This window comes from Acinetobacter psychrotolerans, from assembly GCF_048552595.1.
In the GTDB taxonomy this organism is placed as follows: domain Bacteria; phylum Pseudomonadota; class Gammaproteobacteria; order Pseudomonadales; family Moraxellaceae; genus Acinetobacter.
In genome coordinates, this window is record NZ_JBIMDK010000011.1 from 87,877 (window position 1) to 112,665 (window position 24,789).

Annotated in this window: 14 protein-coding genes and 1 tRNA gene; 9 read left to right on the top strand and 6 right to left on the bottom strand. The window is 36.4% G+C overall.

Annotated features, from left to right (window positions below; translation table 11 throughout):
• The first annotated feature begins 392 nt into the window (after nt 1-392).
• The 3 genes from ACG94X_RS11130 to ACG94X_RS11140 all read left to right on the top strand — a co-directional run bounded on the left by ACG94X_RS11130 (nt 393) and on the right by ACG94X_RS11140 (nt 10,578).
• Nucleotides 393-7,472 (top strand): YDG domain-containing protein, encoded by a 7,080-nt coding sequence (locus tag ACG94X_RS11130; RefSeq protein WP_419383789.1) that lies wholly within the window; start codon nt 393-395, stop codon nt 7,470-7,472.
• A gap of 2 nt (nt 7,473-7,474) precedes the next feature.
• Complete coding sequence (locus tag ACG94X_RS11135; protein ID WP_419383790.1) at nt 7,475-9,148, top strand: ShlB/FhaC/HecB family hemolysin secretion/activation protein; 1,674 nt, start codon at nt 7,475-7,477, stop codon at nt 9,146-9,148.
• Between the two features lie 257 nt (nt 9,149-9,405).
• Complete coding sequence (locus ACG94X_RS11140) at nt 9,406-10,578, top strand: LuxR C-terminal-related transcriptional regulator (protein ID WP_419383791.1); 1,173 nt, start codon at nt 9,406-9,408, stop codon at nt 10,576-10,578.
• A 156-nt stretch (nt 10,579-10,734) separates the two neighbouring features.
• On the opposite strand, the gene ACG94X_RS11145 is transcribed toward ACG94X_RS11140, so the two are convergent.
• Both ACG94X_RS11145 and ACG94X_RS11150 read right to left on the bottom strand, forming a co-directional pair.
• Nucleotides 10,735-11,109: a diacylglycerol kinase gene (locus ACG94X_RS11145; RefSeq protein WP_419383792.1), complete on the bottom strand. Its 375-nt coding sequence runs from the start codon at nt 11,107-11,109 to the stop codon at nt 10,735-10,737.
• 202 nt (nt 11,110-11,311) lie between these two features.
• On the bottom strand, nt 11,312-12,463 hold the full coding sequence (locus ACG94X_RS11150; protein WP_419383793.1) for a glycerophosphodiester phosphodiesterase: 1,152 nt from the start codon (nt 12,461-12,463) through the stop codon (nt 11,312-11,314).
• A 298-nt stretch (nt 12,464-12,761) separates the two neighbouring features.
• Between ACG94X_RS11150 and ACG94X_RS11155 the strand changes: the two genes are divergently transcribed.
• The 3 genes from ACG94X_RS11155 (at nt 12,762) to ACG94X_RS11165 (ending at nt 17,191) form a co-directional block, all read left to right on the top strand.
• Nucleotides 12,762-15,860 carry a multidrug efflux RND transporter permease subunit gene (locus ACG94X_RS11155; protein ID WP_419383794.1) on the top strand — a complete coding sequence of 1,033 codons (3,099 nt, stop codon included), beginning with the start codon at nt 12,762-12,764 and terminating at the stop codon, nt 15,858-15,860.
• A 371-nt stretch (nt 15,861-16,231) separates the two neighbouring features.
• Nucleotides 16,232-16,813 carry a DUF4112 domain-containing protein gene (locus ACG94X_RS11160; RefSeq protein WP_419383795.1) on the top strand — a complete coding sequence of 194 codons (582 nt, stop codon included), beginning with the start codon at nt 16,232-16,234 and terminating at the stop codon, nt 16,811-16,813.
• Between the two features lie 24 nt (nt 16,814-16,837).
• Nucleotides 16,838-17,191 (top strand): DUF8817 family protein, encoded by a 354-nt coding sequence (locus ACG94X_RS11165; RefSeq protein ID WP_419383796.1) that lies wholly within the window; start codon nt 16,838-16,840, stop codon nt 17,189-17,191.
• 114 nt (nt 17,192-17,305) lie between these two features.
• Here the strand turns inward: ACG94X_RS11165 and htpX are convergent, their stop codons facing one another.
• On the bottom strand, nt 17,306-18,211 hold the full coding sequence (gene htpX / locus ACG94X_RS11170) for a protease HtpX (protein ID WP_419383797.1): 906 nt from the start codon (nt 18,209-18,211) through the stop codon (nt 17,306-17,308).
• Nucleotides 18,212-18,537: 326 nt separating this feature from the next.
• On the bottom strand, nt 18,538-19,446 hold the full coding sequence (locus tag ACG94X_RS11175; RefSeq protein ID WP_419383798.1) for a lytic transglycosylase domain-containing protein: 909 nt from the start codon (nt 19,444-19,446) through the stop codon (nt 18,538-18,540).
• Between the two features lie 495 nt (nt 19,447-19,941).
• On the opposite strand from ACG94X_RS11175, the gene ttcA reads away from it, so the two are divergent.
• Together ttcA and ACG94X_RS11185 are read left to right on the top strand one after the other, a co-directional pair.
• Nucleotides 19,942-20,850, top strand: a complete 909-nt coding sequence (gene ttcA, locus ACG94X_RS11180; protein ID WP_419383799.1) for a tRNA 2-thiocytidine(32) synthetase TtcA — start codon at nt 19,942-19,944, stop codon at nt 20,848-20,850.
• A gap of 225 nt (nt 20,851-21,075) precedes the next feature.
• A complete protein-coding gene (locus ACG94X_RS11185) occupies nt 21,076-21,459 on the top strand; it encodes an SCP2 sterol-binding domain-containing protein (RefSeq protein ID WP_419383800.1) in 384 nt (127 codons plus the stop codon).
• A 139-nt stretch (nt 21,460-21,598) separates the two neighbouring features.
• Here the strand turns inward: ACG94X_RS11185 and ACG94X_RS11190 are convergent, their stop codons facing one another.
• Both ACG94X_RS11190 and greB read right to left on the bottom strand, forming a co-directional pair.
• Nucleotides 21,599-22,708, bottom strand: coding sequence for an MltF family protein (locus tag ACG94X_RS11190; RefSeq protein WP_419383801.1), 1,110 nt, complete (start codon nt 22,706-22,708; stop codon nt 21,599-21,601).
• Nucleotides 22,709-23,452: 744 nt separating this feature from the next.
• Nucleotides 23,453-23,932: a transcription elongation factor GreB gene (gene greB, locus ACG94X_RS11195; RefSeq protein WP_419383802.1), complete on the bottom strand. Its 480-nt coding sequence runs from the start codon at nt 23,930-23,932 to the stop codon at nt 23,453-23,455.
• Between the two features lie 388 nt (nt 23,933-24,320).
• Between greB and ACG94X_RS11200 the strand changes: the two genes are divergently transcribed.
• A tRNA-Ser gene (locus ACG94X_RS11200) sits at nt 24,321-24,410 on the top strand.
• Nucleotides 24,411-24,789: the final 379 nt, after the last annotated feature.

Consider the following 24,789-nt stretch of genomic DNA (forward strand, 5'->3'; position numbering starts at 1 on the left):
GTGTGTATTAAATAAAGTAATTTATTATTTAAACGACTGAATTTTAATTAATTAAATTATTAAATAGGATGGTTTGTTTATTTATCATATTATTTAATAGTCAAATTTTTAATTGTTTAGATATTAATTGTCCTTTTATGACGTTTTTTTATAAATATTGATTATAAATAAACCTTACATTTTTTATTGAATTATATTTTATTTTAAATTGAATATAAATACGGTATCTTTATTCGAATTTTATGTGCAGTGATATTGCTTTGATAATGGTCTTTCATTTATTGTCAGCGGATATTAATGGCACATATTTATTATATGCATCTATTTCCGATTAAAAAATAAAGTGGAAATAGGAAATTTAATTTTAATATTTTATTTAGGGGCGCATAGGGATGAATAAGGTCTATAAAACGGTATGGAATAAGAGCCTTTGTTGCTGGCAAGTCACTTCTGAGCTAAAAAAGGGCTATTCACGAGGAAGTAAAAATACAACACTTGCCGAAGATATGGCAAAAGGGAAAAGTTGGTTTGATTTTGCACGTTTGTCTTTATTGAGTTTAGCCTTATTGCCAATTTCAGTTTGGGCGGGAATTTATGATGTACAGCTCCCAACAGGTGGGAATGTTACTGTAGGTTCGGCAGAGATTAGCCAGAATAATAATAATTTAAATATTCATCAAAATAGTCAAAATGTGGGTATTCAATGGGATAGCTTTAATATTGGGCAGAATGGAACGGTTAATTTTCATCAACCTAATTCATCTTCAATTGCGGTCAATCGTGTATTAGACAGCAATGCTAGCCAAATTATGGGTAAATTGAATGCCAATGGGCAGGTTTTTTTACTCAACCCCAATGGCGTCATTTTTTCAAAAACAGCGCAAGTGAATGTCGGTGGAATTGTTGCATCTACTTTAAATGTGACTGATGGTGACATTATGAGTGGTAACTTTACCCTAAAAAATCATGGGGGTAAGGGTAAAGTTGAAAATCATGGTTCGATTATCGCGCAAGGTGGTGTGGTTGCTTTTATTGCACCAACAGTCATCAATACAGGTGATGTTCAATCGAAGAATGGTGTAGTTCATTTTACTGCCGCAGATCAAGTCACTTTAAGATTACAAGATGGTCAATTGACTGAATATCAAGTTGATATTGGTACGCTACAAGGTCTTATTGATAATAGCGGTGCAATTCTTGCCAATAATGGCGCAGTATATTTAACTGCAAAAGCCAAAGACAGTTTAAGTAAAGCTGTGGTGAATCATAGCGGCATTATTGAGGCTAATCGCTTAAGCCAGAATGCCAAAGGTGAAATTGTTCTTCTTGCAGATATGGAGCAAGGCACAGCTAATATTAACGGCATACTCAAAGCTGAAGGGAAAAATGGACTAGATGGCGGTTTTATTGAAACCTCTGCAGCAACGGTTCATGTCGGTCAAGCGACTCAAGTTTCAACATTATCCGATGGTGGTAAAACAGGGACATGGTTGATTGATCCAACAGACTTTACCATTAGTGCAGGTAATGCATCAGCTACGAGCAGTGGGATTGGCGCTACGACTTTACAAAATAATTTAAACACGACATCGGTTAAATTACAGACGCAGGATTCAGGTGGTGAAAAGGGCGATATTCATGTCAATGCCGCCGTGACTTGGAATAAAGACACGATACTGACTTTAGAAGCGCATAACGATATTAATATCAATGCCAATATTACCGCACAACACCAAGACGGTAAGGTTGAGTTAATTTATGGGCAAAATGGTCAAGCAGATGCCAATTATCATTTAAATAATAATGCAAAAATTAATTTACAAGCAGGACAGAATTTTAGTACGCAAAAAGGCACAGATGCAGCACAGCGTATCGATTACACCGTCATTACCCAGTTGGGCGAAGAGGGTTCAATTACGACGAAAGATCTACAAGGAATTAATGGAGATTTGTCAGGTAATTATGTTTTAGGTGCAGACATTGATGCCAGTGATACCGCAAATTGGGGTGCTTATGCTGAAAATGGTTTTAATCCACTTGGCAATGAATTTGATGGTGAATTTACAGGTCGTTTTGATGGTTTAGGGCATAACGTATCAAACTTAACCATTGATCGAAAAAATAGTTACGGTGTTGGTTTATTTGGTTATATCCAAGATGCTGTGGTACGCAATGTTGGCATACAAAGTGGTTCTATTCGTGGTGATAGTTTTGTCGGTGGCTTGGTTGGGCAAAGCACGAGTAGTTTAATTGAAAATAGCTTCAGCCGTGCCAACATAGAAGGTTACGGCACAGTCGGCGGTTTAGTTGGTGGCAACTATGATGGCAGTATTATTAAAGATTCCTATGCGACAGGGAATGTGACAGGTCAAGAATTTTCGATGTATGTGGGAGGGTTGGCTGGTGCTAATGATAGTGCCCATATAGAAAATTCTTATGCAACAGGTCAAGTCAAAGGTGATGAAATTGTCGGTGGTTTGGTTGGTGAAAATAACAATAATGCAGCGATTGACCGTAGTTATGCCACTGGCAATGTAACTGGGCTGAATAATGTCGGCGGTTTGGCAGGTAATTTATATTATGGTTCAGCAATTAAAGACAGTTATGCAACAGGTCAAGTGACAGGTCAGACTATTGTTGGTGGTCTGGTCGGAGAAAACTTAGCGGCTTCTGTGGATACTAGTTATGCAATCGGTAAAGTGATTGCCACAGCGACTGGTGGATTGGTTGGTGGATTACAAGGCCAGAATATTCAAGGTACGGTACAGAATAGTTTTTGGGATAAAGATTTAACAACACAACAGAGTAGTGCAGGCAGCCAAAACAGCAGTGGTTTAAACAGCAATGACATGTTTAAAGCGGATAAGTTTGTTGGTTTTGATTTTAAAAATATTTGGGGAAATGCCAATAATCAAACCACACCATATTTACAGAATCATAAAGGCAATAATCACGTCATTAATAAAAATGATGCGACAGGTGCTTTTTATGGTGTTATTCAAACGATTCAACAATTACAAGCCGTCAATAATCAACTCGATGGTCGTTATCTCATTGGTAATGATATCGATGCTCAAATAACAAAGACGTGGAGCGATATCGATGGTGACGGTTTTAAATCAATAGGTGATGCAGACGCTAAATTTACTGGGGTCATTGATGGTTTAGGTCATCAAGTTTCAGGTCTTTATATTAAACGTGAAAATAGTAACCACATTGGATTAATTGGTTATAACCAAGGCACGATCAAAAATTTAGGGCTAACCCACAGTGAAATTACTGGGCAAGATTTTGTTGGTGCACTAGTGGGTAAAAATGAAGGGCAAATCATCCGTTCCTATAGTACAGGCTCAGTGACTGGGCGTAAACACGTCGGAGGATTACTAGGTAGTAACAACCAATCACTCAATAGCTTATATAGTTTTGCTAATGTGAATGGTCAAGAGCAAGTCGGTGGTTTAGTGGGTCAAAATACTGGGCAGTTAACAGATATTTACACCACTGGTAATGTGACTGGTGATACTCAAATTGGTGGCTTGGTCGGTCATAATAGTCACAGTGGCAAAATTATCAATGCGTATACGACAGGTTCAGTTCAAGGTGTAGCATTTGTTGGTGGTGTTGTTGGTCAAAATGATGGTCAATTAAGCAGTACCTATTGGAATAAAGATAAGAATGAGGGTTTGCTAAGTACTGAAAATTCAGTGGGTTTGACCAGTGAGCAAATGAAGCACGCAGAGTATTTTGCTTTCCTTGATGAAAATAGCAAGCTTGGTGGAAAGAATACTGCATGGCGGATTTACGATGGGCATACGGGGCCACTATTACGTGATTTTTTAACCACTGTTGATCTATCACTGCAAGATAAAGCTACGATTTATAATGGCAAAGAACAGCATTTTGCAGATGTCTGGGGCTTGGATAGTCAAAAGTATATTGCTGAAGGGAATACCAGTGGTACCAATGCTGGAAATTATCAAGCGACATATTATTCCAATGATCAGCAAGGTTATGACTTTATTGGTAATGAAGGCACATTAACGATTAATAAAGCTCAAGTAACTGTAACAGGCTCGAGTGAAAATGACAAAATCTATAATGGTCAAAATCAAGCTATGAATCGCCCAGGCTACACAGTTAGTGGCATGGTGAATAATGAAAATGAATCGTTACTGGGAAATATCACTGCTTCAGGTGCTAATGGTAAAAATGCAGGTCATTATGTCAATAAAATTACAGGTGATTCTAGCGAGAATCAAAATTATGAAATTAGCTATGTAGATGGCAAATTTACCATTAATAAGAAACAAATCACGGTAACGGCACAAGATGAAACTCGTGAATACAATGGTTTTAATCAGCAAGTGAATGGATTTAAAGCAGATGGTTTAGTGAATGGTGAAGATGAAAGTGTTTTATTAGGGTCTGTGAATGCATTAGCGACTCGTAAAGATGCAGGAACTTATACTCATGCTGTTGCATATAAAAACAATGGGTTAGGTGATACAAACTACGATATTACTTTTGTAAATGGTACTTATACCATTACCAAAGCAACAGCAACGGTTAAAGGCGAAAACCACAATACGATTTACAATGGTAATGTGCAAAATATTGGTGGATTTACCGTTAGTGGCTTAAAAGGTAATGATAAAAATGCAGTATTGGGGAATATTGCTAATACTGCAGCAAGTGGCAAAAATGCAGGTCAATATGAAAATGTCGTGACTGGTGAAACATCGAGTTCAAATTATAATATCGTGTATGAAAATGGTTCATTAAACATTGCCAAGAAGCAAATTACTGGAACGATTACAGCTCAAGACAAAGTCTATGATGGCACAACCAATGCGATTGTTAATGGTAGTTTAAATGGCGTGATCCAAGACGATGTCGTAAATCTAAATGCCAATGGTCAATTTACCGATAAAAATGCAGGTTCGGGTAAAAGTGTAAATGTGTCTGGAAGTTTGAGTGGTGGTGATTCAAGTAACTATGAATTATCAGCAACCAATCATGTAACACAAGCCAATATTAGTAAAAAGCAAATTACAGGAACGATTACAGCTCAAGACAAAGTCTACGACGGCACAGCCAATGCGATTGTTAATGGTAGTTTGAATGGTGTAATCCAAGACGATGTTGTGAATCTGAATGCACAAGGTCAATTTGCCGATAAAAATGCAGGCTTGGGTAAGGATGTAAATGTATCAGGTAGTTTGAACGGTACAGATGCAGGCAACTATGAGTTACAAACCAATCATGTGACACAAGCCAATATCAGTAAAAAGCAAATTTCAGGCACACTGACGGCTCAAGATAAAATTTACGATGGCACAACTCATGCAATTGTTAATGGTAGTTTGAATCGAGAAGAAGTGATTGCAGGTGATCAGGTTGCCGTAGGTGGTAATGGGCATTTTATTGATAAAAATGCAGGTGAAAATAAAGTCGTAAATGCATCAAGCAGTTTGATTGGTGACGATGCAATGAACTATGAGTTGACAACGAATGGTCAAGTCACTGCCAATATCAGCAAAAAGTACATTACTGGAACGATCACAGCTCAAGACAAAGTCTATGATGGCACAACCAATGCGATTGTTAATGGTAGTTTAAATGGTGTAATCCAAGACGATGTAGTAAATCTAAATGCCAATGGTCAATTTACCGATAAAAATGCAGGTTCAGGTAAAGGTGTAAATGTATCTGGAAGTTTGAACGGTACAGATGCGGGCAATTATGAGTTAGAAATGAATCATGTGACACAAGCTAATATTAGTAAAAAGCAAATTACAGGAACGATTACAGCTCAAGACAAAGTCTACGATGGCACAACCCATGCAAATGTCAGCGGTAGTTTAAATGGTGTAATCCAAGATGATTTTGTGAATCTGAATGCACAAGGTCAATTTGTCGATAAAAATGCAGGCTTGGGTAAGGATGTAAATATATCAGGTAGTTTGAACGGTACAGATGCAGGCAACTATGAGTTACAAACCAATCATGTGACTCAAGCTAATATCAGTAAAAAGCAAATTTCAGGCACACTGACGGCTCAAGATAAAATTTACGATGGCACAACTCATGCGATCGTAAATGGTAGTTTGAATCGAGAAGAAGTGATTGCAGGTGATCAGGTTGCCGTAGGTGGTAGTGGGCATTTTATTGATAAAAATGCAGGTGAAAATAAAGTCGTAAATGCATCAAGCAGTTTGATTGGTGACGATGCAATGAACTATGAGTTGACAACGAATGGTCAAGTCACAGCCAATATCAGCAAAAAGCAAATTACAGGAACGATCACAGCTCAAGACAAAGTCTATGACGGCACAACCCATGCAAATGTCAGCGGTAGTTTAAATGGTGTAATCCAAGACGATGTTGTGAATCTGAATGCACAAGGTCAATTTACCGATAAAAATGCAGGCTTGGGTAAAGATGTGAATGTCTTGGGTAGTTTGAACGGTACAGATGCAGGCAACTATGAGTTACAAACGAATCATGTGACACAAGCCAATATCAGCAAAAAGCAAATTACAGGAACGATTACAGCTCAAGACAAAGTCTACGATGGCACAACCCATGCAAATGTCAGTGGTAGTTTAAATGGCGTGATCCAAGACGATGTAGTAAATCTGAATGCACAAGGTCAATTTGACGATAAAAATGCAGGCTTTGGTAAGGATGTAAATGTATCTGGAAGTTTGAGTGGTGGTGATTCAAGTAACTATGAATTATCAGCAACCAATCATGTGACACAAGCTAATATCAGTAAAAAGCAAATTACAGGAACGATTACAGCTCAAGACAAAGTCTACGATGGCACAACCCATGCAAATGTGAGCGGTAGTTTAAATGGTGTGATACAAGACGATGTGGTGAATCTCAATGCACAAGGTCAATTTAGCGATAAAAATGCAGGCTTGGGTAAAGATGTAAATGTATCAGGTAGTTTGAACGGTACAGATGCAGGCAACTATGAGTTACAAGTAAATAATACAACCCAAGCCAATATCGCAAAAGCGAAAGCACAAGTGATCGGTAATAGTTTGACGGCAACTTACAGTGGACAACAACATAATGTTGCTGGTTTTACAGTACAAGGTTTGGTCGGTGGAGAAACGGCATCCGTCTTGACAGATGTTACAGCAAGTGGAGCGAGTGGTACTTTGGAAGGGACGTATTATAACAATGTGAGTGGTAGTGACCAAAACTATGAATTATTGTTCACGGCAGGCATGTTGAAAATCCAAGAATCATTAACAGTCCCAGTACTCCCGCCAATTCCTGAAAAACCAACGCTACCAGAAAGACCGCTTGGGCAAAATCTATTTAATGATCAGTATCAACGGGCACTTCATGTTGCTCCAAAAGCGAAACAACTAAAACAGTCAGATGATGTCGAAATCGAAATAGTGGGTGATGGTATCAATATGGATGGTATTCACACATTAACAGGAAGCTTTTAATTATGTTGTATTCTAAAAAAACATTACTACTTAGTATGTTAACAGTAAGTAGCTTTCCTGTTGTCGCAAATACCATACCCAATGCGGGGCTGTTGTTACAGCAGCAATCGTTACAACCGTATCAGCCGCAGGCGGAAGTCAGCATTGAAGCGCCTGAACAAATTCAAATGGCTCACACAGATCTACAACAGCAGATTAAGGTTGAAAAGATTTCAATTACAGGAAATCAAAGCATTCAGACTAAAGATTTGCAGCCGTTATTTGAAAATGTTGAAGGTAGTGTACAAACTTTTTCTGATTTACAAAGTCTTGTGAAAAAGATTACCACCTATTATCAACAGCAGGGTTATCCATATAGTCGTGCTTATTTACCCGTTCAAAATCTAACGGATGGTGTCGTCACGATTGCAATTATGGAAGCGAAATATGATCGTATCCGTATTCAGAATCAAACAGATACATCTACAAAATTAATCGAGTCAATTTTAGCGCCATTACAATCTGGAAATATTATTGATTCGGCTACGTTACAACAACAGCTTAAATTACTTAATCGCTTAGATGGGATTCAAGTTCGCAATATTATTAGCGCAGGTCGTTATGCGGGTACAAGTGATTTAACCATTCATATTCAACCAACTAAGCCAGTAACAGGTTATGTTGGTTTAGATAATTATGGTAATGAATATACTCACGAAGCACGTTTTAATGCAGGTGTTGCATTAAGCAATATAATGGGTTTAGGGGATAGACTGAGTTTAGATGGAATGACTTCTGGCAATCTAAACTTTGGGCGACTGGGTTATGAAGCGACTGTGAATGGCGAAGGAACACGTTTAGGAGCGAGCTATTCAGACTTAGCTTATAAATTAGGTAAAGAATATAAAATTTTAGATGCGGTGGGTACTGCACAACAAGCCAATATATGGTTAAGTCAGCCGATATTGCTCAATAACCAGACAGAAGTTGTCATGGGTGCACAATATGACTATAAGCGTCTAGAAGATGATATTACTGTGGCAGATCTTTATCGCCATAGAGATATTCATGTGGGGCGTGTGCGCTTAGATGCATCGCAAACTGACGATTTTGCAGGTGGTGGTTTAACACAGTTTGGCGTTGCTACAGATTTTGGTCGTGTCACATTTAAAAATGCTGCATCAAAACATGACGATCAAGTGACAGCGAATACACAAGGCAGTTTTATCACTGCGTCTTTGAATGTTTCACGCTTACAAAATTTAGGTGATTCAGACACCCAATTATTTGCATCATTACAAGCACAGTTTAGCCCTGATAATTTAGACAGTGCACAACAATTCAGTGTTGGCGGTTCCGCAAATATTGCAGGCTATGAAAATAGTGCATTAAGTGGTTCGAGTGGCTATTATGTTTTGGCTGAGCTTAGACAAAACTTATATGCTTCCACACAAAATCAAGTGGTTGGGAAAGTATATATAGATACTGCAACGGTTAAACATCATGCACGAACATGGCAAGGCTTAACGGGTGATAATCAAGAGCGCGTCAATAGTGCCGGTTTAGGATTGAATTGGTCGAATAAATCGCAATGGGGAGCAGCTTTGACTGTAGGTTTCCCGATAGGTTCACAACCGAATAGTTTAGATAAACGCAATGATGCAGAAGCATGGTTTAGTTTAACAAAACAATTTTAATTGATTTTTAAATATTTGTTGAATGGCTGAGTGATAAACTGAGCCATTCAAGCTTTACTTATTTGTTTTACGATAATTAAGCTTTTGTTTATTTAAGATTAAAAACTCTTTTTTTAATAATGTTTATACGCAAAGCTTCAGTCTTTACCATACGTTATATATTTTAGAATAATTAAAAAATAACTTCTTAAAATAAAAAAATCAGTTTAAAATTACAACAATAAAACAAAATTTTCTTTGCCAAATCTGGGTGAAAGATGCAAATAAATATAGCGCAAGAAAGTCATATTATTGGCATGATTTACGATGCTGCAATGGATACAAAATTATGGCCAAATGTATTAGAAGCCATTGTTGAATACAGTGAGAGTAATTCAGCAATTTTCACGGTTTTAGATCAGCTTAATCCAGATTACAATTTTATGTATGCACATAATATTTATCAGGAAGGTTTGGAACGATACAAAACCGAACATATTGATGTCATTGATATGCGTTTGCATGGAACGCAAATGCGTCAATTGGGCGTGGGTAAATGTTTACTTGTCAATGCAATGAATTATTCAGAAGTCGAAGGAAGTGATGAATATATTCTTTATGAAAAATGCTTAAAGCCTTCAAATATTGAATATTTAAATGGGGTGCTTCTTGAAGAGGGAATATACCGTTGGTCAATGTTGGCGGTACATCGTCCTCAATGTGCTGCACCTTATTCACAAATAGAAGAGCATGTTTTAGAGCGTTTAGGAACGCATTTACGTCGTGCCTTGCAAATATATCGGCAACTGGTGGAGGTTAAAAATGAAAACCTTCATCTATATAAACTATTAGAACAAATAAAAGTCGGTATTATTTTATTAGATCATGAAAAAAAGGTCTGTTTTAGTAATAACTTAGCAACGAAGATATTAAATCAATCAACATTAATTCGAATTGATATAACAGGGCGACTTAAAACCTCAATGGTTTTTCAAAGCAAATTAGATCAGCTGATTTCGAGTGCAATGTTTCAAGATGAAATTGTACTAAATGAGGAAGTAGACGCTGGTGGTGTGATAGGAATATATCATCCAGATGAAAAAAATAGACCGATGACGCTGACAATTACACCAATGTCTATGGATCATAATAAAAAATATAATCAGCATAAACAGATGGTTGCTATTTATATAACTGAAATGAATTTGAAGCACAAACTTTCATATCGTTTAATGAAAGCGATTTATCAACTGTCTAACAGAGAAATTGAAATTTGTGAGCTGTTTGTGAATGGTTTGAATCTAGAAGAAATTTCAAAGCAATGTAATATTACGTTGAGTTCGGTGAGAACATATTTTAAAACCATTTATTCCAAAACCAACTGTACGTCACAAGTACAGCTTATGCAGTTGTTGTTAGGATTAACCGTTGATTTTGAACACATTCAATAGTTTAAGTCGTGATTATTCGATCCACTTAAATTTTTATTTAGAATGGTTTCTTGCATAACGCTTTTCTATTTATATGATTCGACCTAAAGGGTGGTTTATTAAGCCATATTTAGCGAATCAAGTTTTTATCAGCCTTTATGTAAGATATTGAATGAATTATTTAAATAAAATAATTACCCACGTAAAGAAAATAATGGCTTGAGCAACAAATTGAGCCGCACTGCCCATGTCTTTGGCATTTTTAGAAAGAGGGTGAAGTTCTAATGAAACACGGTCAACCACAGCTTCCAATGCAGAATTAAACAGTTCAACAATCATTGCCAATAAACATACGCCAATCATCAGTGCTTGTTCTACAGAACTGACATCAACAAAAAAAGTGATTGGAATCAGGATAATATTGATCCATACGACTTGACGAAAAGCGGCTTCATGCTGATAGGCTGCTTTAAAACCAGCCAGTGAATAACCAGTAGCATTTAAAATACGCTTAAAACCAGTCGTACCTTTTAAAGGGGAGTAATCACTCATAATTCACAATGGATAAGATTGGTAGTTAAAAGTAGTATTCTAAACTTAAATAGTCATTAAGTTTTTAGCAAAATGGATCAATTTACGGAAAAAGTTCAGCAAACTATTTTTGTCTGTTGATTGAATGTGCCGAGTGGCAATATAAAACACGTTAGTCATCAAAGCCTACCGTGTTTTATTACAATAGATTCATCAATCAAATTTATTTGGTACTTGGATTTGTTTTCCAATAAGTATCAACGGCTTTACGACCTAAACCAGGATCATCGGTAAATAATCCATCTACACCTGCTTTGAAATACATATCGTATTCTTTATTCGCACCTGTTTCACAACGTTTGGCTTTATCGCTTTCAGCGGTGCTGCATTTTAAATTGGCTGCAAGAAAGTTATTTTCAGGGCGAAAAGTATAAGGGTGTACTCTTAGACCGACTGTGTGTGCATCTGCGACAAAAGCTGATGGAGCAGTATAAGTTTCATTGAAAATATAAGATTTAGAAGGGCCTACACCATTGGCATATTGAGCAACGTCTTTTAAGCCTTGTACTGTTGCCATATCACCATAAGTGGTTTTAATCCCTTGTGCAGTAAAATCGGCAGGGCTCACCTTTTTATCATCATAAAGTTGAATAATTTTTGCATATTTCAGACTTTTATGAAGTCCCAATTGGTCTTTCATATATTTAAGATTACTGACTTCAAAAGACTGTAAATAGATGGGCGCAATTTCACGGCTATATTGATATTTTGACAGCGTTTTTAATAATGGATCTTCTAAGCTTAAATTGGCTTTTTGGAAGTAGGTTGGATGTTTAGTTTCTATATATAAACCAACGACTTTACCTGTCTTTTTATAATTTTTTTCTGCCAGTTCAATAATTTGTTCTAAAGTTGGAATATTAAATTGATCGTTATATTTAACATTTTCTGGGCGTAATTCTGGAATACGCTCGCGTGCTTTAATTTGGTTTAATTCATTTAGGGTGAAGTCTTCGGTAAACCAGCCTGTAAGCGTTGTACCATCAATAATTTTGGTTTTTTTACGATCTGCAAATTGCGTTAAAGTGCTAACATTTGTTGTACTGCCAATTTCATTTTCATGACGAGCAACCAGTACACCATCTTTAGTTGAAACTAAGTCTGGTTCAATAAAGTCTGCACCATCATCAATGGCTTTTTGATAGCTTTCAAGTGTATGTTCAGGACGTAACGCACTCGCTCCACGATGTCCAACAATAATAATTTTAGGTTCTTTGTACGCAGGGGCACTGATATTTATATCGTCATCATTATTGTCATTACATGCGGATAAAAGTGCGACGATGCTCGTCATAAACACTGTTATTTTAATCATTTTTTTCTCAATTATGGCGTTAAATCTTTTTGAGTGTGAAAGATTAAATTGACATATTGATGACATTTACATAAAGGAAAGATGAAATAGTTAAATCCTTTGGCAAGCGAATAGAGCATATCTTCACAGTTTCTTCATATTTAAAGTTTTAATTCTTTTTTGTGTTATTTCTTCTTGAGTTTTTCGGTTAAGTCACAGAATATCCATATAAATGGAATTTAATAGTCTGACTTATTTCTAGTATGTTTATAGATTCAACAGGCATTCATCATATTTAACTGACACAGAACTCTATCTGATGCTCTCAAAATTTTTTATTCAACGTCCTATTTTTGCTTGTGTACTTGCCATTATTGTCATGGCATTGGGCATTTTTTCGGTCATGCAATTGCCCGTAGAACGTTATCCTGATATTGCACCACCACGAATATCAGTTTCTACGACATATACTGGTGCAGATGCTGAAACTGTTGAGGAGAGTGTCACTCAGGTTTTAGAACAACAAATTAAAGGAATCGATAATCTTCTTTATTTTAGTTCGAGTAGTGATTCGTCTGGTCGTGCACGAATCAATATTAGTTTCGAAAATGGAACTGACCCAGATACTGTCCAAGTCCAAGTCCAAAACAGTATTAATGGAGTATTGAATCGTTTACCTGATGATGTGCAACGCCAAGGTGTGACGGTGAATAAATCGCTCGGCGATACCTTCATGGTGGTGGGGTTATATGATGAAACAGGTAAAAGTAACAATATAGAGCTTGGTGATTATTTATCGGATCATATAGAACAAGAAATATCCCGGATCGAAGGCATTGGTGAAGTCGATGTTTTTGGTTCGCAATATGCGATGCGAATTTGGTTAAATCCGAATTTACTACGGCAATATCAATTGATGCCGAGTGATATTCGTGCAGCAATTGAGGCGCAAAATACGCAAGTTGCAGCAGGTGGAATAGGCGATTTACCCGTAGTTGCAGACCAATACTTAAACGCAAAAGTCACCGCAGGTTCACGTTTAAGAACGGTGGATGAGTTTCAAAATATTATTGTTAAATCCAATACCAATGGCAATTATGTTTATTTAAAAGATGTTGCTCGGGTTGAACTCGGTGCAGAAAATTATCAATCCTTTAATACCATCAATGGTTATCCATCATCAGGAATGGGGATTTCGTTGTCTTCTGGTGCAAATGCTTTAGCCACATCTGCACTGATTAAAGCTGAATTGGCAAAAATTTCAGAAAAATTACCACAAGGCTATAAAATCGTTTATCCACGTGATAACACGCCATTTGTCCAAGAATCGATTAAAGAAGTTGTTAAAACATTATTTGAAGCCGTGATTTTAGTGGTCATCGTGATGTTCATTTTCTTGCAAAGTTGGCGCGCAACACTCATTCCGACCATCACAGTACCGATTGTGATTCTAGGAACATTTGCAGTATTAAACCTATTGGGAATGAGTATTAACACACTGACTTTATTTGCTTTGGTTTTGGCGATCGGTTTGTTGGTGGATGATGCGATTGTTGTAGTGGAAAATGTCGAAAGGTTAATGCACGAACAAGGCTTATCTGCCAAGCAAGCTTCTATTGAATCTATGCAAGAAATGACAGGTGCATTGATTGGGATCACCGTTGTGCTCACTGCTGTATTTATTCCAATGGCATTTTTTAGCGGTTCAACAGGTGTGATTTATCGTCAATTTTCAATTACATTAGTTGCGGCAATGGCTTTGTCATTGATGGTGGCTTTAATTCTCACACCTGCATTATGTGCGATTATTTTAAAACCGAATCCAAAACCGATGCGTTGGGCAAATTGGTTTAATAGCAAATTAGAAAATTTAAAGCAAAATTATCTCAAACTGGTTCAAAAAACCCTCAATTTTAAATGGGTGATTATGGTCATTTTTATTGGGTTAATTGCTGCTTTTACCTTAATTTATCGTACCTTACCGACCAGTTTTATTCCGAGTGAAGACCAAGGGATTCTGAGTGTACAATTTCGTCTTGCAGATGGTGCGCCCATGGCAAATAGTCAGGTAATTGGTGAGGAAATTCGTCGGTATTTTTTAGAAAAAGAGCAACAAAATGTAAATATTGTTTTGATTCGCTATGGTCGAAATTTTTCTGGAACGGGACAAAATTTAGGAACAGGCTTTATTGCATTAAAACATTGGGATGAGCGAGCAGGGCAACAGAATTCTGCACAAGCGATTCGCGAGCGTGCAATGAAGTATTTTAGAACAAATAAAAATGCCAGTATTACAGTGATGATGCCTTCATCTGTAAATGGCTTAGGTGATAGCGATAGTTTAGAATTTTGGTTGCAAGATATTAATGGACAAGGTCGAAAGTATCTAGATCAACAATTTGATTCGATCAAACAGCAAGCTATGCAATTTAAAAGCTTTGAAAATTTAGAAAAAAAATCAAACCCAGATAAAGCTAAATTAAAAATTAATGTAGACCAAAAGTTAGCAATGGCAAATGGTTTAACCCAATCGGCAATCAATAGCACTTTATCCACGGCGTGGGGCGGTTCTTATATAAATGACTTTATTGACCGTGGGCGAATAAAGCGCGTCATGATGCAAGCTGATGCGGCTTACCGATCCAAGCCTGAAGACTTGCAATATTGGACAGTGCGTAATGCACAAAATCAAATGATTCCATTTATTAATTTCTCAACCATTCATTGGGAAGGCGGGCCAGATGTAGTCAATCGTTTCCAAGGTTATACTGCCGTACAGATGCAGGCAGATACCGCCAAAAATATCAGTTCAGGTGTGGCAATGCGTGATGTACAAAAATTAGTAGATCAGCATGATGGTGTGGATGTGGCATGGAGTGGTTTATCATTTGAAGAGCAAAAGTCCAGTAGCCAAGCATTGTGGTTATATTTAATTTCGATTGGTTTTATTTTCTTATGTTTAGCGGCTTTGTATGAGAGTTGGACAATTCCAACCGCCGTGATCGCAGCAATTCCGTTGGGGATTGGCGGAAATATTATTTTTAGTAAATTGACAGGTTTCCCCAATGATATTTACTTCCAAATTGCATTATTAACCACCATTGGTTTGTCCTGTAAAAATGCCATTTTGATTGTTGAGTTTGCTGCTTTGGCGCAAGAAAAAGGCAAAACGGCCGTTGCCGCAGCTTTAGATGGCGCCGGTTTACGATTACGTCCGATTTTGATGACGTCTTTGGCATTTGGCGCAGGTATTATTCCCCTTGTATTTGCCTTTGGTGCAGGGGCTGCAAGTCGTCAAGAGATCGGTGTTAGCGTTTTAGGTGGGGTAATTTTTGGGACAATTTTAGTGCTCATTTTCATTCCGTTTATGTATGTTTTTATTCGAACTATTTTTAAATCAAAAACTGTTCAAGATTAAATTGAAATGCTTTATTTAGTCGCTAGGTTTTAGTCTAGTGTTTTAATGCGATATTTGTCGTACAGCATCATAATAAAATAGATATTCTCAATGGGTAGTATTAAGAATATCTATCTTTATCTATATGTGTTTATTCAAAAAATTATTTTAAAAAGCAAGCTGATGGATTACTGAATTAACGATAAATTGACAGCTCAATTTCAAATATATTTTATAGATAATTCCAAGTTCATAAATCTACAAAATTAAATATGTCATGTAACTATGATTCACTAAAACTGTGGCGATTTAAAATATGAAACTTATACACAACATACTGAATTTATTGGCTATGATATGAAGAGCTATTCTGAATTGGTCGTCATTTAAAAATGAGTACAGAAAAAAAATTATCTACTCAAGAAGTTATAAAACTTGAACGAGATTTGGCTAAATTTGCCAATATGATGGATTCGGTGGTTAGAATTCCATTCACCAAACAAGGTATGGGCGCGGATGCTGCTTTAAGTACAATCCCAGTGGCTGGCGACGTTGCAGGTTTTGTATTAACTTGTTATGCGGTATATAAAGCGAAACAAATTGGTGTGCCACAGGCAAAGCTAAATGGTGTGGTCAAACTTGCTGTAATGGATGCGGTGGTTGGTTTTATTCCTATTGTTGGAACAGTCTTTGATATCTTTATACGTCCCAGTCGTCGTGCTCTAGATGTGGTTCATACCCATATTCAAGAAGAGTATCAGATTCATAGTGATGATCATGTGGTACATCCATTCTTACATGAAAAATTAGAACAGAAACAACAGCAATCTGCATTTTGGCGCAATCCTATAGTGGCTTGGATTTGGCTTCATATTCCAGATATTTTAGGGCTTCTGGTTTTGATTTTAATCGGATTTGCAATGTGGTTTGGTGTAACGATGCTTTGGGATTGGTACCAAAGTTTTAAGCAGTAAAATTTTGAAAATTTGGAAAAAACTATGCAAGATTATATCTCAGCCAATCTCCCTGCGATTCATTTTGATCAAACGCGTCAATTTTACGAATTTTTGGGCTTCCAATGCGCATATCAATCTGAACAATGGATGATTATAAAAAAGGACAGTTTGATTCTAGAGTTCTTTCACCATCCACAGTTAGATCCTAAAGCATCTTGGTTCAGCGCTTGTTTAAGAACACAACGCATGCATGATTTATTTCATGATTGGCAGACTCTGGATTGGACAAAATTCCCAGAGGCAAAATTGACTGAGATTGAATCTTTAGATGAAATTGATATGTTTTGTGTGATTGACCCGAATGGGAGTTTGATCCGTTGTATTCAATTGAATTAATTCGATATCGGTAAAGCAAAATTTTAAACCAACAAAGCCTCCATATGGAGGCTTTGTATGATCTGTGAATTCAATTTCTTATGGCATATTCAGCTCAAGAAATGATTGGTTAGATCAAGGTAAATTTAATTGACGCAGTGCTGCAACACGCTGTTCGATGCTTGGGTGAGTTTGGAATAAAGCTGCCAAACTAAAACCTTGCGTTTTACCTTCTGTAATTGCAAAAGCCTTCATTTCTTTTGGCATTTGATCTGGCATTTCAGATTCTGCTTGTAAGCGAAGTAATGCCGAAATCATGGCTTCTTTACCTGCCAATTGTGCACCTGCTTCATCTGCACGGTATTCACGGTAGCGGGAGAACCACATCACAATAGAGGACGCTAGAATACCAAAGACGATATCTAAAACGATTGTAATACCGAAATAAGCCAAACCAGGTGCTTCACCATCTTGACGGCCGAAAATATTACGGTCAATAAAATCACCAACCACACGGGCAAAGAACATCACAAAGGCATTCACGACACCTTGAATCAAAGATAATGTCACCATGTCGCCATTGGCAACGTGACCGATTTCATGCGCTAATACAGCACGAAGTTCATCTTTATTCATACGCTCAAGTAAACCAGTAGAAACCGCTACTAAAGCATTGTTTTTATTCCAACCTGTGGCAAAGGCATTCGATTGATAAGAAGGGAAGATCCCGACATCTGGCATTTGAATACCAGAACGTTGTGAGAGTTGAGCAACCTCTTGTAATAACCAAACCTCAGCTTGGTTACGAGGAGCATTTGGATCAATTAATTCGGTGCCTGTGGTTTTTAGCGCCATCCACTTCGACATAAATAGGGAGATTAAAGAACCTACCATACCGAAGACTAAGCAGATAACCATCAGGTTGCCTAAGTTAAGACCGCCAGCGCCGTGGTAGCTACCAATTCCTAATAAAGATAGGACAATGCCAACTACAACCAGTACAGCGAGGTTGGTTAGCAAAAACAAACCAATCCGCATCATGGAGAAAATCCTCAATAAAATAAATAATAGACTTATTAGATAATAAATCATTCTGATGAAATATGAGGTTTAGGTGATTAAAATTCAAGAATAATTGTAAAAACCTTTACAAAAATAATAAAAAACCATTGTGATCTCGCTAAATCAAACAGCAGTTAATTTTGTATGTCTATATTGCTTAAGGGGCAATTATTATCATGGGGCTGATTAAATTATTTTTCAAATGCTTGTTTGGAGAAAGTGAATATAGAAAGATTTACAATTTGAATATTATTGGATATTCACCAACAGTACATCACGCATTTAAAAAAGATGCTGTATACGTTTTAGTTTCCGATGGTAATGTGGGCAGAGGCACTGGCATTGGCTGTTGAATAAGAGCCATTATTATTCGGTGCATCTGTAAATGTGCCATCTGAAGAAACAATAATTTGGCGAGGATTATATTTTACAGGTTGAATATTTGAAGTATTGGATGTGGCTTCGCTATTTGTCTGTTCATATTGATTCGATTGTGCGACGATTTTTCCTGTGCTGTTCGACTGACTTGAATTGGAGATAGCACTGTTAGAACTAGCAACGAGATTTAAGCCACCTGAGTATAGGTTGTTATAACGACTGGTGACACGTTTGACATAGTCTTGTGTTTCACGGAAGGGCGGAATACCACCATATTTATCTACATTGCCTTCACCTGCATTATAGGCAGCCAAAGCAAGATTGGTATTGCCATTAAAACGCTTCATTAACCAACTCAGATATTTGGCTCCACCCAATATATTTTGCTGTGGGTCTAAGGAATTAGAGACATTAAAGCGTTTTGCTGTAGCAGGCATGAGCTGCATCAGCCCTTGTGCACCAACAGGAGAGCGTGCATTGGAATTAAACCCTGATTCAGTATGCATGACTGCTTTAATTAAACCTTCGGCGACACCGTGTGTTTGTGCAGCATGGCGAATAAGACTGTCGAACGAGTTTTTACCTTTGCTGTAACTGGGTAATACTGAAGATTCCGTGGAGCCCCAATTTGTATAACTATGAATATTGCTATCTTTATAATAAGTCACTTTTACTTTTTGTAATGAGCGATCCGCATTTTTACGATTGGTCAGTAGGGTTGTGCCATTCTGATCTTTATAGAAATAAATTTGACCTGCAAAGGTCTGCGATGTAAATGACGCTAAGCTCATACACCCCAAAACCGATATCAAAGAAGCTGTAATAAATTTTTTCATTTTTAGTATTTAAAATATTTCCCCAATTAGCTTTTGGAGTTTAGCAAAGTTCTGAACCAAGAAAAACTATGAATTGTTTTTTAACAATACAAACGAAAAAAATCAAGTGCTATTTGTCGACATATTAATCAAATAAAATTTTATATTTATTTTAAAATATATCTCTTGACTACCATAAGTAATTGAAAATAATTAATAAAAAATACTGATTAAAAAGTGATCAATTTAAAGGCAACGCCCACTGTAGCATGAAAAAACTTTGTCAAGCCCCAAACAATCCACACTTTTATCCACAGGTTTTGTGGACAACTGTGGAAAAGTCCAAAACATAAGCACTTAGCTTAAAAAATGAACTGAGCCGTCTATTATATATGTGTGAATGAGACAGCAATATGACGAAATAAAAAATGATGCAAAAATAAAAAATCTTTAGATGCGATTAAGCAACAAATCAGCTAAAATCGCCCAGTATTTTTTTTTGGGTAAATCTCGTCTATGTACTCGCCAGTTGAGTCTGAACAAGGATTTAATTTCAAACCAGAGCTTCCAACAAGTTCAGCATACTATCGTCTATTGAAAAAGCTTCGTCGTCAGGTGGGTCATGCAATTCGTGACTTTAAAATGATTGAAGAAGGTGACAAGGTCATGGTCTGTGTTTCTGGTGGGAAAGACAGTTACACCTTGCTCGATATTTTGTTGCAGTTTAAACGCATTGCACCCATCAATTTTGATGTGGTCGCTGTCAATCTTGATCAAAAGCAACCTGGTTTCCCAGAAGATGTCTTGCCAAGATATTTAGAAGAAAACAATATTCCTTATTATATTTTGGAAAAAGATACATATAGCATCACCAAACGTTTAACACCTGAGGGTAAAACCTATTGTGCAGTGTGTTCGCGTTTGCGCCGTGGTTCGTTGTATGAATTTGCTCAAGAAATAGGGGCGACCAAAGTTGCGCTTGGTCATCATCGTGATGACATCTTGGCAACGTTTTTCTTAAATTTATTCCACGGTGGCAGCTTAAAAGCGATGCCGCCTAAACTTTTGTCATCTGACAAAAAGAATATTTTGATCCGTCCTTTGGCTTATGTCGAAGAAAAGGACATTATCAAATATGCAGAAATTCGTAAGTTTCCAATTATTCCATGTAATTTATGTGGTTCTCAGGAAAATTTACAACGTGCCATATTAAATGACATGTTGCGTGATTGGGATAAACAATATCCAAAACGTTTGCATAGTATTTTTGGTGCATTGCAAAATGTTTCGCCATCGCAATTGGCTGACCGTGATTTATTTGATTTTGAGAAATTAGATGAAGAGCGTGAGTTTGATATGAAATGCGATACCAAAGACATGAAAAATCGTTTAGACGTTGTAAACTTAAGTTTTGCAGCAGAATGATCATTTATGCTAATTAAATGATCGAAAAGGGCACTCATATTGATTTGAGTGCCCGATTATTAAAAACAAAACGATAAAACCAATCAAAGTTGAACGACGCGTACAAAAAATTTTAGCTCAAATATAAATTATCATGCTATAACATTCTGCAAGCAAAACTGCTTCACCATGATGTTGTTGGGATAGACAACACAATAAATTGAATAAATAATTTGAGGAATGAACATGCCTGCTTTTTTAACTGATGATTGGTTTACAAATGTAGAAAAATTGACTGCTGAAGCTGGTGATTTGAACTTACCACCATCACTTTCAAATCTAGCAATTAACTTAGTAGTTGCTGATGCTGATGGCAATACAGAGCTTGCTTTAGATGGCGGCAAAATTGTTAAAGGCACTTCTGCAAATGCTAAAACAACACTGAATATGGATGCTGATACACTTCGTAAAGTATTCTTAGAGTTTGATATGGCTGCTGCAATGCAAGCGTTCATGACTGGTAAAATCAAAGTTCAAGGTGATATGTCTCAATTGATGGCATTGCAAACTGCTAAGCCAAGCCAAGAGCAAAAAGATCTTTTCAAACGCGTTCTTGAGCAAACTGCTTAATTCTGTTTGAAATATAAAAAGCTTACCTAAATAGGTAAGCTTTTTTTTACATGATATTTAGAGATATTCCTTAGAAATAATTCTAGAAACTCTATTTCAATATCACAGTTCATTTAAAGATGAATGATCATATAAATGATTAAATCTCTAAAAGATGTGGCGTCGTTTTGATATGTTCTAAATAAGCACGAATACGTGTGACATATTGCACGGCTTGTCTATGACGTCCATTACTTGCTTGGCTACTGGTCAAATAATTGTAAAGGTTCATCCATTCATTCGGATTTTTACCTTGTGCTTTGATGCGTTTTTGAATGCCATCTACCGCACCAGGACCCATATTGTAAGCAACTAATGCATACCAATAACGGTCAGCATTCGGAATGTACGAATAACGACTAAGCATCTTATCGAAATATTTCGCACCACCCTGAATACTTTGAGCAGGGTCATTACGATTACTAACACCCATTTCTTTGGCAGTATTATTGGTTAACATCATTAAACCACGGACACCTGTGGGAGAGACAGAGTTAGGTTTTAAATATGATTCTTGATAACCAATTGCAGCAAGTAAATGCCAATCTAAGCCATATTGTTGCGCTGAACGCTTGAAACTGGCTTTATAAATAGGCAGACGTGCACTTAAATCACGCTGGATAATATTCCAATCGGATTTCTTGACAATATTACGATTATAAAATGCTGCAAGTTGCTGAGTTGCACCATTTTGTTTACTTTGGCAAATAAAACCACTGGCAGTTGCAGTGAGTGGATCATCAGCTTGTTTAAATACCCAGTTGAGATCTGTATCTAAACCATTCTTTTTCAAACTGTTAAAATCACCACAGCTTGCAGAAAAAGAAGTTAAACGATTTGCTTCGATGTTTTGCATCGTTGCAGTGGTAATTGCAAAATTAGCTTTACCTTGAGCAACCATTTTCAATGCAGTTGCATTGTCAGAAACTGTTTGAAAATCTAATTTTACATTTAAACTTTGTGCATAATTGTGCGCTAAATCATAGCCGAAGCCATGCTTATATTTTCCATCCTTAAACACTATACTTGGATTAGAAACCGCAACTACAGTTAATTTGCTTGAATTAACTACAGCATTATATTGATTGGTCTTACTTGCATTAATACTAAAAGGAATTAATGCGGTGGATAAAACTAAAGCTTTAATTGGAAGAGCACGAAAAAATGAGTTAAGGCTAAGCCTCGTCTCAGAAGTTGAACTACTGTGCATGTTGTCTCCGCTACAAGTAATTTATTGCCCTAAAAAGTCAAAGCAAAAGAATGCCTAAAACTTCTCGCAGTTGGTAAATTCAATAAGGGTGGGCAAGTCATGAACGTCATTCAAAAATGACATATGGGATAGAAAAATTTTGCAGAAAAGCTACAAAAAAAATAAATAAACTGCTAAAACTTGTGCACATAATATAGGCACTTTTTTCAGCTGTCAAATTTTGTATAAAAAACAACCAAAATATAAATATTAACATATTGATTTTTAATGGAATATTTTTTTTAAATTTAAAGGTGTTTCGGTATTGAAATATTGCTGAAATATTTGTAATAAATTGTACCCAATACACTCAAAATGTAAATGATCAACTTATTGAAAGTTGAGTTTATTTTTCGCTCAATCTTGTTGATGTAAAAAGGTCGATATTCAAAAAATATAGCTGAAATTGGGTGTTTTTTTATAATAGATGATAATTTTTTAAAGCATATATTTTAGTCTAATTGGCATAGATAATTAATCATCATGAGCTTGGAAAATACCCACTAGGTATTTCTGTGGTGAAGTATTTTTAAAGATTAAATCAAATATGACCAATACTACTATTCATGACCTTTGAATTGCGGAGTAACAGCATTTTGTGATGTATAACGACTTTAATTTACAACAAAGTAAATGGATCTATAAGCTGCTTTAACGCTCAAAATCCTTCATCTAGAGTCTAAGCATTTATATGAAGTAATAAAGTCATTTTGTCTCTTCATATGTGATTTTAGAGATGTACCAAATTTTTTTCCCAGTTGGCGTTTGAACTTGGATTTCATCATCTACAGATTTACCTAAACAGGCTTTTACCATTGGGGATTGCAATGAAATATAGTTTTTATGGCCATAAATTTCTTCATCACCCACTATGCGAAATTTAATTGTCTCTCCATCATCATTTTCTAGTTCAACCCATGCGCCAAAATAAGCTTTTCCATCTTGTTCAGGTCTATAGTCAACTTTATAGGCAACTTGGAAAAGTTTAGTTAAGAATCTGATTCTACGATCAATTTCACGAAGCTTTTTTTTATTATAGTGGTAATCTGCATTTTCAGACCTATCACCGAGGCTTGCTGCCCATGAAACGATTTTAGTTATTTCAGGGCGTTCTTTACGGACTAGATCGTTTAACTCATCTTGTAAGCGTTGATAACCTTCAGCAGTAAGCAATTTACGATTCAAGATAAATACTCCATAGCCTTATATTAAGGCATCAATTGATTGATCGGAAAATTTAGAATATTGGAGAGATATCATATTCTTATGATTATAAATATCAATCCTTTGTTTCTATGTTACTTAACATGAATATATATAAGTTATTGATAAAAATATTAATTAATCATCCGGTTTATATTTCTATTGATTCGTTTATGATATGATCAGAATGATTGGCTCGTGAGATAGTTACAGTACAGATGAAAAATAGCAATTTATCGATACAATTGCTTATATAAAGATTGTAAAATCAGCGAATTAACGAATATTGCGTTTATTTTGAACATTTGATCTGAAAAACCAGCAAAAATGTTTGCCAAATTGTCATTTTATTTATATGATAGCCGCCATTGGAAGCGTGGCAGAGCGGTTTAATGCACCGGTCTTGAAAACCGACGAGGGCGCGAGTCCTCCGTGAGTTCGAATCTCACCGCTTCCGCCAAATATTGAATTAAGCCCTTGTTATTGCAAGGGCTTTTTTTTCCTATAGTTTTACCCCGCAACCTACCCCACATAAAAATTTGGATTGAAATAGTCTATATAAGAATAATTCAGATGGCTTTGGATAATAAGTAAATTGAGTCTAAGTGGCTTTGTTGCACAAAGCTGTTCTTAAAGGCTTCTTTAGCAATATAATTTCAATATGAAGAAGCCAGCATCGAAAACTTATCATATGACCAATTGGTCCTCTTATACCCAAGTTGTCACTTAAATTTGAGTCGCTTATGAATTAGAAAATTTCGAACGAAAGAAGATATAGGAGATTTTTCAAATTACAAAAGGGCAAGTTGACTATCGTCGCAATTTACTTAAAAGGCTGA